General features: G+C 62.2%; 12 protein-coding genes. 9 read left to right on the forward strand and 3 right to left on the reverse strand.

Annotated features, from left to right (window positions below; all coding sequences use genetic code 11):
- Positions 1 to 44: 44 nt before the first annotated feature.
- Together MRY17_RS22525 and MRY17_RS22530 are read right to left on the reverse strand one after the other, a co-directional pair.
- A complete protein-coding gene (locus MRY17_RS22525; RefSeq protein ID WP_243352893.1) occupies positions 45 to 1,697 on the reverse strand; it encodes an acyl-CoA dehydrogenase family protein in 1,653 nt (550 codons plus the stop codon).
- Between the two features lie 67 nt (positions 1,698 to 1,764).
- The gene (locus MRY17_RS22530; RefSeq protein ID WP_243352894.1) at positions 1,765 to 4,164 is read right to left on the reverse strand and encodes a hybrid sensor histidine kinase/response regulator; all 2,400 of its coding nucleotides are present in this window, start codon (positions 4,162 to 4,164) and stop codon (positions 1,765 to 1,767) included.
- 277 nt (positions 4,165 to 4,441) lie between these two features.
- On the opposite strand from MRY17_RS22530, the gene MRY17_RS22535 reads away from it, so the two are divergent.
- From MRY17_RS22535 to MRY17_RS22550, 4 genes are all read left to right on the forward strand, one after another.
- Complete coding sequence (locus MRY17_RS22535) at positions 4,442 to 5,239, forward strand: hydroxymethylpyrimidine/phosphomethylpyrimidine kinase (protein WP_243352895.1); 798 nt, start codon at positions 4,442 to 4,444, stop codon at positions 5,237 to 5,239.
- A gap of 18 nt (positions 5,240 to 5,257) precedes the next feature.
- Positions 5,258 to 5,881, forward strand: a complete 624-nt coding sequence (gene thiE, locus MRY17_RS22540; RefSeq protein WP_181283137.1) for a thiamine phosphate synthase — start codon at positions 5,258 to 5,260, stop codon at positions 5,879 to 5,881.
- Between the two features lie 19 nt (positions 5,882 to 5,900).
- A complete protein-coding gene (gene hemL, locus MRY17_RS22545) occupies positions 5,901 to 7,184 on the forward strand; it encodes a glutamate-1-semialdehyde 2,1-aminomutase (protein ID WP_181283136.1) in 1,284 nt (427 codons plus the stop codon).
- 226 nt (positions 7,185 to 7,410) lie between these two features.
- Positions 7,411 to 7,965 carry a tetratricopeptide repeat protein gene (locus MRY17_RS22550; protein ID WP_057724919.1) on the forward strand — a complete coding sequence of 185 codons (555 nt, stop codon included), beginning with the start codon at positions 7,411 to 7,413 and terminating at the stop codon, positions 7,963 to 7,965.
- 45 nt (positions 7,966 to 8,010) lie between these two features.
- On the opposite strand, the gene MRY17_RS22555 is transcribed toward MRY17_RS22550, so the two are convergent.
- Entirely contained in the window at positions 8,011 to 8,337 is a 327-nt protein-coding gene (locus MRY17_RS22555; RefSeq protein ID WP_003194436.1) for a DUF1820 family protein, read from the reverse strand.
- A gap of 130 nt (positions 8,338 to 8,467) precedes the next feature.
- Between MRY17_RS22555 and miaB the strand changes: the two genes are divergently transcribed.
- From miaB to lnt, 5 genes are all read left to right on the forward strand, one after another.
- Positions 8,468 to 9,796, forward strand: coding sequence for a tRNA (N6-isopentenyl adenosine(37)-C2)-methylthiotransferase MiaB (gene miaB / locus MRY17_RS22560; protein WP_181283135.1), 1,329 nt, complete (start codon positions 8,468 to 8,470; stop codon positions 9,794 to 9,796).
- A 264-nt stretch (positions 9,797 to 10,060) separates the two neighbouring features.
- Positions 10,061 to 11,065 carry a PhoH family protein gene (locus MRY17_RS22565; RefSeq protein WP_243352896.1) on the forward strand — a complete coding sequence of 335 codons (1,005 nt, stop codon included), beginning with the start codon at positions 10,061 to 10,063 and terminating at the stop codon, positions 11,063 to 11,065.
- A complete protein-coding gene (ybeY, locus tag MRY17_RS22570) occupies positions 11,058 to 11,516 on the forward strand; it encodes an rRNA maturation RNase YbeY (protein WP_243352897.1) in 459 nt (152 codons plus the stop codon). The genes MRY17_RS22565 and ybeY overlap by 8 nt, the downstream gene beginning before the upstream one ends.
- Before the next feature lie 42 nt (positions 11,517 to 11,558).
- Entirely contained in the window at positions 11,559 to 12,398 is an 840-nt protein-coding gene (locus tag MRY17_RS22575; RefSeq protein ID WP_057724910.1) for an HlyC/CorC family transporter, read from the forward strand.
- A gap of 8 nt (positions 12,399 to 12,406) precedes the next feature.
- Positions 12,407 to 13,930 carry an apolipoprotein N-acyltransferase gene (lnt, locus tag MRY17_RS22580; protein ID WP_243352898.1) on the forward strand — a complete coding sequence of 508 codons (1,524 nt, stop codon included), beginning with the start codon at positions 12,407 to 12,409 and terminating at the stop codon, positions 13,928 to 13,930.
- Positions 13,931 to 13,991: the final 61 nt, after the last annotated feature.

Genomic DNA, 13,991 nt, shown 5'->3' on the forward strand with positions numbered 1-13,991 from the left:
CCGCTATCGGGAGCAAGCCCCCTCCCACACTTGACCGCGTTTATTCAAGGAGATGGCGGGGTTGAACGGGCGACAAGCGCTTCCACATCCACCCCACGCGGCAAGGCGCCGTAGACCCGACCGGACGACTCCCCCAACCGACTGGCCACAAACCCATCACTGACCGCCGCATTACCGGCCTCCAGCAGCAGCTTGGCCTGCAACGCCAGGGCGATATCCTCGGTGAGCTGGCGGGCGCGGTATTGAATATCCTGGGTGTCCATAAACGCTGACTTCAACTGTTCGATGTGCCGCGCCAATTGCCGGTCCCCATGCCCGTCACCCAGCTCGACAAACAGCGCCTCCAGCACACCCGGTTCCTTGGACAATGCCCGCAGCACGTCCAGGCATTGCACGTTGCCGGAACCTTCCCACGTCGAATTCACCGGCGCCTCACGGTACAGACGCGGCAGGATGCTGTCCTCGACATAACCGGCACCGCCCATGCATTCAGCGGCTTCGTTGATCATGGCCGGCGCCCGTTTGCAGATCCAATACTTGCCCACCGCCGTCACCAGCCGGGCGAATTTGGCTTCCTGTTCATCCTCCAGATGGTCCAGCGCCCGACCCATGCGCAGACTCAGGGCCAGGGCCGCTTCGCTTTCCAGGGCCAGGTCGGCGAGCACGTTCTGCATCAGCGGCTGTTGGCTCAACACGCGGCCGCCGACCGAGCGATGGGCGCAGTGATGGCTCGCCTGGGTCAACGCCTGGCGCATCAGTGCGCTGGAGCCGACCATGCAATCGAAGCGGGTCATGGCGACCATCTCGATGATGGTCGGCACCCCGCGCCCCTCTTCACCGAGCATCCACGCCAGGGCGCCACGGAACTCCACTTCACTGGAGGCGTTGGAGCAGTTGCCCAGTTTGTTTTTCAAACGCTGGATATAGAACTCGTTACGCGTGTCATCCGGGCGATGCCGGGGCAACAGGAAACAGCTCAGGCCCTTGTCGGTCTGAGCCAGGGTGAGGAACCCGTCGCACATCGGCGCCGAGCAGAACCATTTGTGGCCGACCAGTTCATAGGCCTGCCCGGGACCGCCAGCCCCCACCGGGTAGGCGCGGGTGGTGTTGGCGCGCACGTCGGTGCCGCCCTGTTTTTCAGTCATGGCCATGCCGATTGTGGCACCGCCCTTGTGGGCAATGCCGACATTACGAGGATCGTATTGGGTACTGAGAATCTTCGGCAGCCAGAGGTCCGCCAGGTCGGGTTGCAGGCGCAGGGCCGGGACGCAGGCGAAGGTCATGGTCAGCGGGCAACCGGTGCCGGCTTCGGCCTGGCTGTGCAGATAGGTCATGGCAGCGCGCGCCACGTGGGCGCCGGATTGCGCATCGGTCCACGGCAGCGACGGCAGGCCATGCTCGACGGCGGTGCGCATCAGTTCGTGGTAGGCGGGGTGAAATTCCACCAGGTCAATCCGGTGCCCATAACGGTCATGGCTGCTGAACATCGGCTTGTTCTGATTGGCCAGGAAGCCGGCCTCCATCAGCGGCCCGCCGGCCAATGCACCATAGGCGTCGATACGCGACTCGGCCCAGCCGGCGCCAAAGCGACGCGCCCACTCTTGCAGGGGCAAGTCGATACGGTACAGGTTGGTGCCGTCCAGGGACGGTGGCTGGTTGGTGACGTCGTGGGTTTCGGCAAACCGGTGCAGGTTCATGACGGGGCCTCCTGGAAAACGGCCACGTCATCGAGGCCTTGATTTCAGTTAAGCACCGTCACCTGCGTTAAAAAAGTGGCATACGCGCCGAATGCACGGCGCTTTCGCCCTCTTGCGGACACAGCACGAGACGCTCCAGCGTGGCCTGCAAGGCTTCGAAACGTACCGGCTTGGCCAGGTGCTCGCTCATGCCTATGCCATGGCAGCGCTCACGGTCTGTGACAGTGAGTGCAGTGCTCATGCCGATCACCGGTAATTCACCGCAGCCCGGCAAGGCACGAATCTGACAGCACAAAGAGAAGCCGCCCTCAGGCACATCCAGCACCACGGCCTCGAACCTGTGCTCTTGCAAAGCCGCCAGTGCCGCCGGGCCGCCGTCGACGGCTTTGACCCGGAAACCGAGTTTGAGCAGCATGCCCCGCACCGCCAGTTGCACCACGCTGTTGTCGTCTACCAGCAGCACCGTGCAGTCCTGCGGAGCGCGTTGTGCAGGCCGCGACTGCCCGGCCGGCTTGGGTTCGGGCGGCATCGACTGGACGTCCACTTCCAGCTGGAAGCGACTGCCCTTGCGTGGCTCCGAATGATGGGTGAGGCGCCCGCCCACCAGCTCGATCAACTGCCGGCAAATCGCCAAGCCAATACCCAGGCCGCCGTATTCGCGGGTCATCGAACCGTCGAGCTGAAAGAAGCGTTGGTACAGCGTGGCTTCGTCGAGGAAGGCGAAGCCGATACCGGTGTCGGTCACGATAAAGCTCAGGCGCAAGCCGCCATCGGCTTGGGGGATGCCCACCACGCGCAGGCGCACCGCGCCGTGGTGGGTGAATTTGAAGGCATTGTCCAGCAGGCAATCCAGGCACTGGATCAGTTTTTCGGCGTCGCCGATCATGCGGTCCGGCACGGCATCGGCGACATCAATGGAAAACTCCAGGCCCCTGGCCTGGGCGCTGGGGGTGAACTGTTGGCGCAAGGTTTCCAGCGCGCCGCGCAGACTGAACGCCTGGGGTCGAGCAACCAGGCGGCCGGCCTGCAATTCGGTCAGCGTGAGAATACCGTTGACCATGCGCATCATGTCCCGCGCCGAACCGGCGGCAGTTTGCTGGTACTGCGCCAGGTCGTCGCTCAGGGATTCGGTCTGCATCAATTCAAGGGAGCCAATCACGCCGTTCATCGGCGTGCGCAACTCATGGGTCAAGGTGGCGAGAAATTCATCCTTGAGCCGGTTGCTGCGGGCCAGTTGCTGGTTGAGCACTTCGAGCTTCTGGCTGGCGTCGAACAGGATCTGCGCCTGCTGCTCGCGCATGCCGTTGATGCGGTCGGCCAGGGCCAGGGACAGCAGCGCCACTTCAATGGCCGAGCCGATCTGGCTGGCATACATCGTGAGAAATACGTTGGGCAAGTAGCCCAACACCATCAGCGTATTGACCACCCCTCCGAGTAAAAACGCCGACCAGGCAATGATGAAATAACGCGCCATGCGCTGTCCGCAATACCAGGCCTTGATCGCGGTCACGAAGATGGTCACGGTGAACACCAATGCCAGGCCGGTGGCCAGGCGCAGTGCCACCGCGTAGCTGGTCAACAGCGCCAGCGCCATGACCAGCCCGCCACAAGCCACCAGCGCCAGCAGGATGCGGTCGAGCCAGCGGCTGTGTTGCGCGGTGTGCAGGAAACTGCGCGCGAACAGGCTGCCGAACAAGGCGGCCGCGCCGATCAGAAACGGCACCGCCGCGTTTGCCCACCACGGGTTGTTCGGCCAGAAGTACTCCACGGCCACGCCGTTGACCGACAACTGGTAAAGGCCGAACGAGGCGATGTAGAGGATGTAATAAAGGTAGCTGGTGTCGCGCACGCTCAAATAAATGAACAGGTTGTAAATCAGCATGCCCAGCAACACGCCATAGATAGCACCCAGCACATACAGGCGCAGCGGCTGCTCTTCCATATAGGCGGTGCCGGCCCAGAGGGTCAACGGCGCCTGGATCGAGCCCTGGCTTTGCAAGCGCAGGTAGACCGTTTGCCGCTGGTCGGGCACGAAGTTGAGCTTGAACAGGTAGTTGCTCTGGCGCATTTCGCGGCTGGAAAACGGCAGCGCGCTGCCGGTTCGGGTGGTGAGGCGATAATTGCCGGTGCCGTCGCTCTGGTACAGATCCAGGCGATTGAGCGGTGGGTAAGCCAGTTCCAGAAACCAGCTGCGCGGGGCGCTCGGGTCAACGGCGGTGTAATGCAGGTTGACCTTCAGCCAGAACACCGAGCGCGAATAACCGGCATTGAGGGTGTCTTTGTCATGGGTCTTGAATTGAGCGGCGTAGGCAGGCGAGCTGACGTCGGCGATAGTGAGGGCGCCGGTTGGGTCTTCGAGCACTTGCATGACCCGGCCCAATGGCAGGCTTCGGGTGCTCTGATTGAACTCGACGGCGCCCGCCAGCAGCGGCAGCCCGCACAATAATAAAATCAGCAAATAGCGCATAGAGCCCCAGCGTGGCCTGGCCGGTTATGGCAAAAAGCTCCCCCATTCCTTTTGAGAAGACGTACACCGGCAATACAGTGAGATGTTTGGATCCACTCTAGCATAGCCGGTAAAGGCCATTAGACACCATTGGAAGTATTTATCGGATGGCCCTGGGACGTGGCTTTCAGCGTGTTTGAAGACGATTGTCAGCTACTTGAAAAGTCTTAGCACAGGGCAACATTCAGCCATCGCCGGACGGCCACGCAAAAAGCGTTTGGTGGTAAGCTCGCGCTCCATGAATATCTACAGCTCTCGCCCTGTTGTTCTCTGTCTCTCCGGCCATGATCCCAGTGGTGGCGCCGGCTTGCAGGCAGATATCGAAGCCCTGCTCGCCCAGGGTTGCCACGCCGCGACGGCCATCACTGCGCTGACCGTGCAGAACACCGTCAATGTCAGTGACTTTCGTGTGCTCGACCGCGAGTGGGTGCTGGCCCAGGCCAATGCCGTGCTCGGCGACTCTGAAGTCGCGGCGGTCAAGCTGGGCATGCTGGGCTCTACCGCCATGGTCGACACTGTGGTCGAACTGCTGCAGGCGCACCCGCACCTGCCGGTGGTCTGCGACCCGGTGCTGCGTGCCGGCGGTGGCGGCAGCCTGGGCAAGGATGAAGTCGGCTTTGCGATGCGCGAGCGGCTGTTGCCTCTGGCACTGATCGCCACGCCCAACCTGCCAGAGGCGCGCATCCTCGCCGAATTGCCTGACGGCAGCGCCGACGAATGCGCCGAGAAGCTGTTGCCCTACATCAAGCACCTGCTGATCACCGGCGGCCACGGCGATGAGCACGAAGTGCACAATCGCCTGTACAGCCGCGATGGCAGCCGCCATACCTATACGTGCCAGCGCTTGCCCGGCAGCTATCACGGCTCGGGTTGCACCCTGGCCAGCACCCTCGCCGGGCGAATCGCCCAGGGCGAAGGGTTGGTGAGCGCCGTGCAGTCGGCGCTCAACTACACCTGGCGCACCCTGCGTGACGCCGAACGACTCGGTCAGGGCCAGTTCGTGCCTCGCCGTCTGCCGCTGGATTTCTGCTCTTAATACCGAGAGGCCTGCCCGATGAAACTACGTGGCCTTTACGCCATCACCGACAGCCAACTGTTGGCCGGCAAATTCCTCGCCTACGTCGAAGCGGCGCTGGACGGCGGCGTGACATTGCTGCAGTACCGCGACAAAAGCAGCGACGAAGCGCGGCGCCTGCGCGAGGCGGAAAAACTGCGGGAGCTGTGCTCGCGCTACAAGACCCAGTTGATCATCAACGATGACGCCGAACTGGCCGCGCGCCTGGGCGTGGGCGTGCACCTGGGCCAGACCGACGGCCCGCTGACCCCGGCCCGGGCGCTGCTCGGCTCCAAAGCGATCATCGGCGCCACCTGCCACAGCCAGATCGAACTGGCCGAACAGGCTGCGAAGGAAGGCGCCAGTTACGTCGCTTTCGGCCGCTTCTTCAATTCCACGACCAAGCCCGGCGCCCCGGCCGCCACCGTTGACATGCTGGCCGATGCGCGCAAACGCCTGCACCTGCCCATCTGCGTGATCGGCGGCGTGACCCTGGAAAATGCCGAACCGCTGGTGGCCCACGGGGCCGACCTGCTTGCCGTGGTGCACGGCCTGTTCGGCGCCGACAGCACCCAGGAAGTCACGCGCCGTGCCCGTGCTTTCAATACCCTTCTTAAGCTTTGATTTCAGAGAGACTCCCACCATGTCCCGTTCCGAAACCCTGTTTGCCAGTGCTCAGAAACACATTCCCGGCGGTGTGAACTCCCCCGTGCGTGCGTTCAAGAGCGTGGGCGGCACACCGTTGTTCTTCAAACATGCCGAAGGCGCCTATGTCACCGACGAAGATGACAAGCGCTACGTCGACTACGTCGGCTCCTGGGGCCCGATGATCCTCGGTCACAGCCATCCGGACGTGCTGGACGCCGTACGCCAGCAACTGCAGCATGGCTTGTCCTACGGTGCACCGACCGCGATGGAAACCGAGATGGCTGACCTTGTCTGCTCGATCGTGCCGTCGATGGAAATGGTGCGCATGGTCAGCTCCGGCACCGAAGCCACCATGAGCGCGATCCGCCTGGCCCGTGGCTTCACCGGTCGCGACAGCATCATCAAGTTCGAAGGTTGCTACCACGGACACTCTGACAGCCTGCTGGTAAAAGCCGGTTCCGGCGCCCTGACCCAGGGCGTACCGAGTTCGGCCGGCGTGCCGGCGGCCTTCGCCAAACACACCCTGACCCTGCCGTTCAACGACATCGCCGCCGTCGAGCAGATGCTCGCTGAAGTTGGCCAGGACGTGGCCTGCATCATCGTCGAGCCGGTCGCCGGCAACATGAACTGCGTGCCACCGGCCCCGGGTTTCCTTGAAGGCCTGCGCGAGCAGTGCGACAAGCACGGCGTGGTGCTGATTTTTGACGAGGTGATGACCGGTTTCCGCGTCGCCCTCGGCGGCGCTCAGGCGCACTACGGCGTCACGCCGGACCTGAGCACCTTCGGCAAGATCATCGGCGGCGGCATGCCGGTGGGCTGCTTCGGCGGCAAGCGCGAGATCATGCAGCACATCGCCCCGCTGGGCCCGGTGTACCAGGCCGGTACGCTGTCCGGCAACCCGCTGGCGATGGCCGCCGGCCTGACTACCCTGCGCCTGATCAGCCGTCCGGGCTTCCACGCCGAGCTGACCGATTACACCACCCGCCTGCTGGACGGCCTGCAAGTGCGTGCCGATGCCGCCGGTATCCCGTTCGTCACCACCCAGGCCGGCGGCATGTTCGGCCTGTACTTCAGCGGCGCCGACGACATCGTCACCTTTGATGACGTCATGGGCAGCGATGCCGACCTGTTCAAGCGCTTCTTCCACCTGATGCTCGAAGGCGGTGTGTACCTGGCGCCGAGTGCCTTTGAAGCCGGCTTCACATCGATCGCCCATGGCGACACCGAACTGAAGCTGACTCTGGAAGCTGCCGAGCGCGCCTTCGCAGCCCTGAAATAAGTGACGGCAAACCTCTGACGCCGCCCGTGCCGGCGTCAGATTTGCTACTTTGCCTACAGGGATTTCCTGGTTTTTTCGAGAATTGCCCTGCAATCCGGCAGATAACTTGCCCAAGCAGCAGAAAAACGAGTAAAGACTTTGTAAGCAGAGGCCTGCTTATTTCATAATGCGCGCTTACTGGACTCCCCGAGTGTCCGCGCGCCCCGTCAGAGGTAAGTCGATTCCCATGAAACGCACCGGCCGCACCCTGGTTCTGGGCTGCCTGTTGCTCCTTCAGCCGCTGCTGGCGCATGCACAAGCAGGCGGCAACTCGTTGTTAATCCCAGCGATGGGTCGTTGCACCCTCAATACCCAGCCCGACACCCAGGCCGAAGCCCTGAGCGCGTGCCAGAAACAGGCTGACGAAGGGGATGCGCAAGCGCAGTACGAGTTGGGCGAGTACTACCACGACAGCAAGAACCCGGCCGTCGACCTCAACAAAGCGTTGAGCTACTTCGAAAAAGCTTCATTGCAGGGCCATGCCCAGGCGCAATTCCAGCTCGGCAACATGTTCTTTCGCGGCGAAGGTGTGCCGGCCAATAACGTCCAAGCCTACATCGTGCTGAAAATGGCGGCGGTCAACGGCGCCGAAGACGCGCTGGACACTGCGGACGAAGTCGCCGAGCACATGCAGCGCGATGAACTGGAAGTGGCAACCCAGGTGCTGGGGCAGATCTTCCGCAACTACCTGCAGGAATTGCAGAGTGCCGATGGGCGTTCACCCTTCTCCCCCCTGCCCTGAAACTACCTTCGTGGCGAGGGAGCTTGCTCCCACACCACAACAGCTCTACTTCTCCGGCATCGGCATCGGAAACGGCATCACATTGCTGGTGCCCCGCGCCTCGCTGATCTTCGGCGTGCCCAGGCGCTCGACTTCATCGATGCGCACGATCGAATGCATCGGCACAAAGCTGCGCACCACGCCTTCGAACTGGGCCTTGAGCTTTTCTTCGCCCGGGTCGACGACCAACTGGGTGCGCTCGCCAAAGACGAACTCCTCCACCTCCAGGAAGCCCCACAGATCACTTTGATAGATCTGCTTGGCGTACATTTCGAACACCTGGCCCTGGTTGAGGAAAATCACCTTGTAGATTGGAGCTTCACGTTTGGTCATGGCGGGCGAGCAACACATCGCGGATATAAAGAGGGCGCGAACTATAGCATGGCCCCCGATGCACAGCGCTAGGAACCAATGGGCATGCCCCCTATAATGCGCGGTTCTTTACCACCAGTTGACGATTCCCATGGCCAAGAAGCTTTACATCGAAACCCACGGTTGCCAGATGAACGAGTACGACAGCTCGCGCATGGTCGATCTGCTGGGCGAACACCAGGCCCTGGAAGTCACCGCCCGCGCCGAAGATGCCGACGTGATCCTGCTCAATACCTGCTCGATCCGCGAGCGGGCCCAGGACCGTGTGTACTCGCAGCTGGGCCGCTGGCGCGAATTGAAGCTGGCCAACCCGGACATGGTAATCGCCGTCGGCGGTTGCGTGGCCAGCCAGGAAGGCGCCGCGATCCGCGACCGCGCGCCCTATGTCGACGTGGTCTTCGGCCCGCAAACCCTGCACCGGCTGCCGGAAATGATCGACGCCGCACGCCTCACCAAGCTGCCGCAGGTAGACGTGTCGTTCCCCGAAATCGAAAAATTCGACCATTTGCCCGAGCCGCGCATCGACGGCCCAAGTGCCTATGTGTCGGTGATGGAAGGCTGCAGCAAGTACTGCACCTTCTGCGTAGTGCCCTACACCCGTGGCGAAGAAGTCAGCCGGCCGTTTGACGATGTGCTGTCGGAAATCATCCACCTGGCCGAAAACGGCGTGCGTGAAGTGACCCTGCTGGGCCAGAACGTCAACGGTTACCGTGGCCAGACCGACGACGGGCGCCTGGCGGACCTGGCGGAGCTGATCCGCGTGGTCGCCGCCGTCGACGGCATCGAGCGCATTCGCTACACCACCTCGCACCCGCTGGAGTTCTCCGACAGCCTGATCCAGGCTCACGCCGAAGTGCCGGAGCTGGTCAAGCACCTGCACTTGCCGGTGCAATCGGGCTCGGACCGCATCCTGTCGGCGATGAAGCGCAACCACACGGCCCTGGAGTACAAATCCAAGCTGCGCAAATTGCGCGCCGCTGTGCCGGGCATCTGCATCAGCTCGGACTTTATCGTCGGTTTCCCCGGCGAAACCGAGAAAGACTTCGAGCAGACCATGAAGCTGATCGAGGACGTCGGCTTCGACTTCTCCTACTCGTTCGTCTACAGCCAGCGCCCGGGCACCCCAGCGGCGGACCTGCCGGACGACACCCCGGAAGCCTTGAAAAAAGAACGCTTGAATGCGCTGCAACACCGGCTCAATCAGCAGGGTTTCGAGATCAGCCGACAAATGGTCGGTTCGATCCAGCGCATCCTGGTGACCGACTATTCAAAGAAGGACCCCGGCGAATTGCAGGGCCGTACCGAGAACAACCGGATCGTCAACTTCCGCTGCAACGACCCGACCCTGATCGGCCAGTTTGCCGATGTGCACATCGATGCGGCGCAACCGCACTCGCTGCGCGGCTCGCTGGTGCAATAAATACGGGAGGGGTCTTGTCCCCCCTGTAGGAGCGAGCTTGCTCGCGAAAAACCTCAACGATAACGCGTGTTTCCTGAATAAACGCGGCGCCTGTTGGTTTCTCGCGAGCAAGCTCGCTCCTACACTGGCTAGTATTGGGGCTTGCCCCCCCCCCCCTCCAACATTGTCTGTGCAACATTCTGGTGACGTAAGTGCTTTCGTACCCGCGCCACTGGCGTTATTCTCTGTTTTATCTCAACAGCCAAAGGGCGGCTAAAAGCGACCTTGAACGCACCTACAGTAGAACCCCATCGTTTTCTCCTCGAGCCGTTTGAGGCTCGCCGTTTCGCCAACCTGTGCGGACAGTTCGACGAGCACCTGCGCCTGATCGAACAACGCCTGAGCATCGAGATCCGCAACCGCGGCAATCAGTTCGAGCTCATTGGTGACCCCCAACACACCACGTCCGCGGAAAACCTGCTGCGTCGCCTCTACCGCGAAACCAAGGGCAGCGAGCTGTCGCCGGAAACGGTGCACCTGTACCTGCAGGAATCGGCCGTGGAAGACCTGGCCAACAACCCGGTGGCCGAAGCCAGCGTGGCCCTGCGTACCAAAAAAGGCATGATTCGCCCGCGCGGCTTGAATCAGCAGAAGTACGTCAAGGAAATCCTCGGCAACGATATCAACTTCGGCATCGGCCCGGCCGGTACCGGCAAGACCTACCTGGCCGTGGCCTGTGCGGTGGATGCCCTGGAGCGCGAACAGGTTCGCCGCATCCTGCTGGTGCGCCCGGCGGTCGAAGCGGGTGAAAAACTCGGCTTCCTGCCCGGCGACCTGGCCCAGAAGATCGACCCGTACCTGCGCCCGCTCTACGACGCACTCTACGAGATGCTAGGCTTTGAATACGTGGCCAAGCTGATCGAGCGCCAGGTGATCGAGATTGCCCCGCTGGCCTACATGCGCGGTCGCACTTTGAACAACAGCTTCATCATCCTCGACGAGAGCCAGAACACCACGGTCGAGCAGATGAAGATGTTCCTCACCCGTATCGGTTTCGGCTCCACGGCCGTGATTACCGGTGACGTCACCCAGGTCGACCTGCCCAAGGGCACCAAGTCGGGCCTGGCCCAAGTGATCGAAGTACTCAAGGACGTACCGGGTATCAGCTTCACGCACTTCATGCCCAAGGACGTGGTGCGCCATCCCCTGGTACAGCGCATCGTTGAAGCCTATGAGCGTTTCGACCACAAGGACGACGCACCGGCCAGGGACACGCGCCGCGATGCTTGAGCTTGACCTGCAGCGGGCCACCGAAGCGACCGCCCCCCGCGAAGAAGAGTTCCGTCAATGGTGCGCGCTGGCCCTGCGCCAGCGCACTGCCGACTCGGAACTGACCATCCGTCTGGTGGATGAGCCCGAAGGTCGAGCGCTGAACCATACCTGGCGTCAAAAGGATTACGCGACCAACGTGTTGTCCTTCCCCGCCGACGTACCCGACGAATTACTGGATATCCCGCTGCTGGGCGATCTGGTGATCTGCGTCGAAGTGGTGGAACGCGAAGCGCGCGAACAAGGCAAGGAACTTGAGGCCCACTGGGCCCATCTAGTCATCCACGGCTGCTTGCATCTCTTGGGTTACGACCATATAGACGATGACGAAGCCGAGGAAATGGAAGCACTGGAACGAACGTTGCTTGCAGAGCTGGGTCACCCTGACCCTTACGCAGACGACGAAAACTGATCAACACTCAACTGTCATATCAAAGGATTTAGAGTAATCGCTATGAGCGAAGACCGATCGAGCAACGGGCAAAAGTCATGGCTGGGTAAACTGACCCAGGCTTTTGCCCACGAGCCGAAAAACCGCCAGGAGCTGTTGGAGCTGCTGCGCGAGGCCCACCAGAACAAGTTGCTGGACAGCGAAGCGCTGGCCATCGTCGAAGGCGCCATCCAGGTGGCTGACCTGCAAGTACGCGACATCATGGTGCCGCGCTCGCAGATGATCAGCATCAGGGCGACCCAGACCCCACGGGAATTCCTCCCGGCCGTGATCGACTCGGCGCACTCGCGCTACCCGGTGATCGGCGAAAGCCATGACGACGTCATGGGCGTCCTGCTGGCCAAGGACCTGCTGCCACTGATCCTCAAGGAAAACGGCGACAGTTTCAACATCAAGGACCTGCTGCGTCCGGCCACCTTCGTACCTGAATCCAAGCGCCTGAACGTGCTGCTGCGCGAGTTCCGCGCCAACCACAATCACATGGCCATTGTGATCGACGAATACGGTGGTGTGGCGGGCCTGGTGACCATCGAAGACGTGCTGGAACAGATCGTCGGCGACATCGAAGACGAGCACGACGTCGAAGAAGACAGCTACATCAAGCCACTGCCCAGCGGTGACTTCCTGATCAAGGCCTTGACGCCCATCGAGAACTTCAACGAGTTCTTCGACAGCGAGTTTTCCGACGATGAATTCGACACCGTCGGCGGCCTGGTGATGAGCGCGTTCGGGCACCTGCCCAAGCGCAACGAAACCACCGAGATCGGCGCGTATCGGTTCCGCATCCTCAACGCGGACAGCCGTCGTATCCACCTGATCCGTTTGACCCCTATCGCCCGTTAAGGACTGAAATGCGCCGTCTGATCGCACCCGGCTGGCCCGGTAACCTGCTGGCCGTGGTGGCCGGCGCCATCACTACCCTGGCGCTGGCGCCGTTCGATATCTGGCCGCTGGCGCTGGTGGCGGTCGGCCTGTTCTATATCGGCCTGCGTGAGCTGACACCGCGCCAGGCCCTGGGCCGGGGCTGGTGTTTCGGTTTCGGCCTGTTCGGCGCCGGCACCAGTTGGATCTATTACAGCATCCACCACTTCGGCGGCGCTTCGGTGCTGCTGGCGGGTTTCCTGATGCTGCTGTTCACCGCCGCCATCGCCTGGTTCTTTGCCCTGCCCGCCTGGCTGTGGGCGCGCTGGCTGCGCCGCAATGAAGCGCCGTTGGCCGATGCGCTGACCTTTGCGGCATTGTGGGTCGGCCAGGAAGCGTTTCGCGGCTGGTTCCTCACCGGTTTCCCGTGGCTGTATTCGGGCTACAGTCAACTCGACGGTCCGCTGACCGGCCTCGCGCCGCTGGGCGGGATGTGGCTGATTTCGTTTGCCCTGGCGCTGACGGCAGCCCTTTTGTGCAACCTGCCGCGCCTGCTGGCGGGCAAGCGCAACAGCTTTATCGCGGCCGGCCTGGCCCTGCTCGTTGCGCCGTGGGCCATCGGCCTGGCGCTCAAGCATCATGCCTGGACCTCGCCCTCCGGCCCGCCCTTGAGCGTGGCTGCCATCCAGGGCAACGTCGAACAAAGCATGAAGTGGGACCCCGAGCAACTCAATGCGCAACTGGCGCTGTACCGCGACATGAGCCTGAGCTCCAAACGCGTCGACCTGCTGGTGTGGCCGGAAACCGCCGTACCGGTACTCAAGGAATCGGTCGAAGGCTACCTGGGCATGATGGGCAAGTTCGCTGCCGACCGTAATAGCGCGCTGATCACCGGGGTACCGATTCGCGAAGAGGTACGCCATGAAAAGCGTTACTTCAATGGCATCACCGTGGTCGGCGAAGGTGACGGCACCTACCTCAAACAGAAGCTGGTGCCTTTCGGTGAGTACGTGCCGCTGCAGGACGTGCTGCGCGGCTTGATCGCCTTCTTCGACCTGCCGATGTCGGACTTCGCCCGCGGCCCTTCCGACCAGCCGATGCTCCAGGCCAAGGGTTATCAGATTGCGCCGTTCATCTGTTATGAAGTGGTGTACCCGGAGTTTGCCGCCGGCCTGTCGGCCCAGAGCGACCTGCTGCTGACGATCAGCAACGATACCTGGTTCGGCCGCTCGATCGGCCCATTGCAGCATCTGCAGATGGCGCAGATGCGTGCGCTTGAGGCGGGCCGCTGGATGATCCGCGCCACCAACAATGGCGTGACCGGCCTGATCAACCCGTTTGGACAGATCACCGCCCAGATCCCGCAGTTCGAGCGAGGCATTCTCTATGGCGAGGTAGTGCCGATGCACAATCTCACGCCTTACCTGCAATGGCGGTCGTGGCCGTTGATCATTGTGTGCCTGCTGCTGTTCGGTTGGGCGCTGCTGGCTGCTCGCATGGCTAAAACCGTCTGACAGGCAACACATACCAATGTGGGAGGGGGCTTGCCCCCGATAGCAGAGTGTCAATCAGCAC

Origin of the sequence: Pseudomonas orientalis (assembly GCF_022807995.1) — a bacterium.
Lineage (GTDB): Bacteria > Pseudomonadota > Gammaproteobacteria > Pseudomonadales > Pseudomonadaceae > Aquipseudomonas > Aquipseudomonas orientalis_B.

Coding starts and splice junctions, on each gene's coding strand:
- MRY17_RS22525 (WP_243352893.1), bottom strand. CDS start 1,697: ATGAACCTGCACCGGTTTGCCGAAACCCACGACGTCACCAACCAGCCA.
- ybeY (WP_243352897.1), top strand. CDS start 11,058: ATGCTTGAGCTTGACCTGCAGCGGGCCACCGAAGCGACCGCCCCCCGC.
- lnt (WP_243352898.1), top strand. CDS start 12,407: ATGCGCCGTCTGATCGCACCCGGCTGGCCCGGTAACCTGCTGGCCGTG.
- miaB (WP_181283135.1), top strand. CDS start 8,468: ATGGCCAAGAAGCTTTACATCGAAACCCACGGTTGCCAGATGAACGAG.
- MRY17_RS22535 (WP_243352895.1), top strand. CDS start 4,442: ATGAATATCTACAGCTCTCGCCCTGTTGTTCTCTGTCTCTCCGGCCAT.
- MRY17_RS22575 (WP_057724910.1), top strand. CDS start 11,559: ATGAGCGAAGACCGATCGAGCAACGGGCAAAAGTCATGGCTGGGTAAA.
- MRY17_RS22550 (WP_057724919.1), top strand. CDS start 7,411: ATGAAACGCACCGGCCGCACCCTGGTTCTGGGCTGCCTGTTGCTCCTT.
- thiE (WP_181283137.1), top strand. CDS start 5,258: ATGAAACTACGTGGCCTTTACGCCATCACCGACAGCCAACTGTTGGCC.
- MRY17_RS22555 (WP_003194436.1), bottom strand. CDS start 8,337: ATGACCAAACGTGAAGCTCCAATCTACAAGGTGATTTTCCTCAACCAG.
- MRY17_RS22530 (WP_243352894.1), bottom strand. CDS start 4,164: ATGCGCTATTTGCTGATTTTATTATTGTGCGGGCTGCCGCTGCTGGCG.
- hemL (WP_181283136.1), top strand. CDS start 5,901: ATGTCCCGTTCCGAAACCCTGTTTGCCAGTGCTCAGAAACACATTCCC.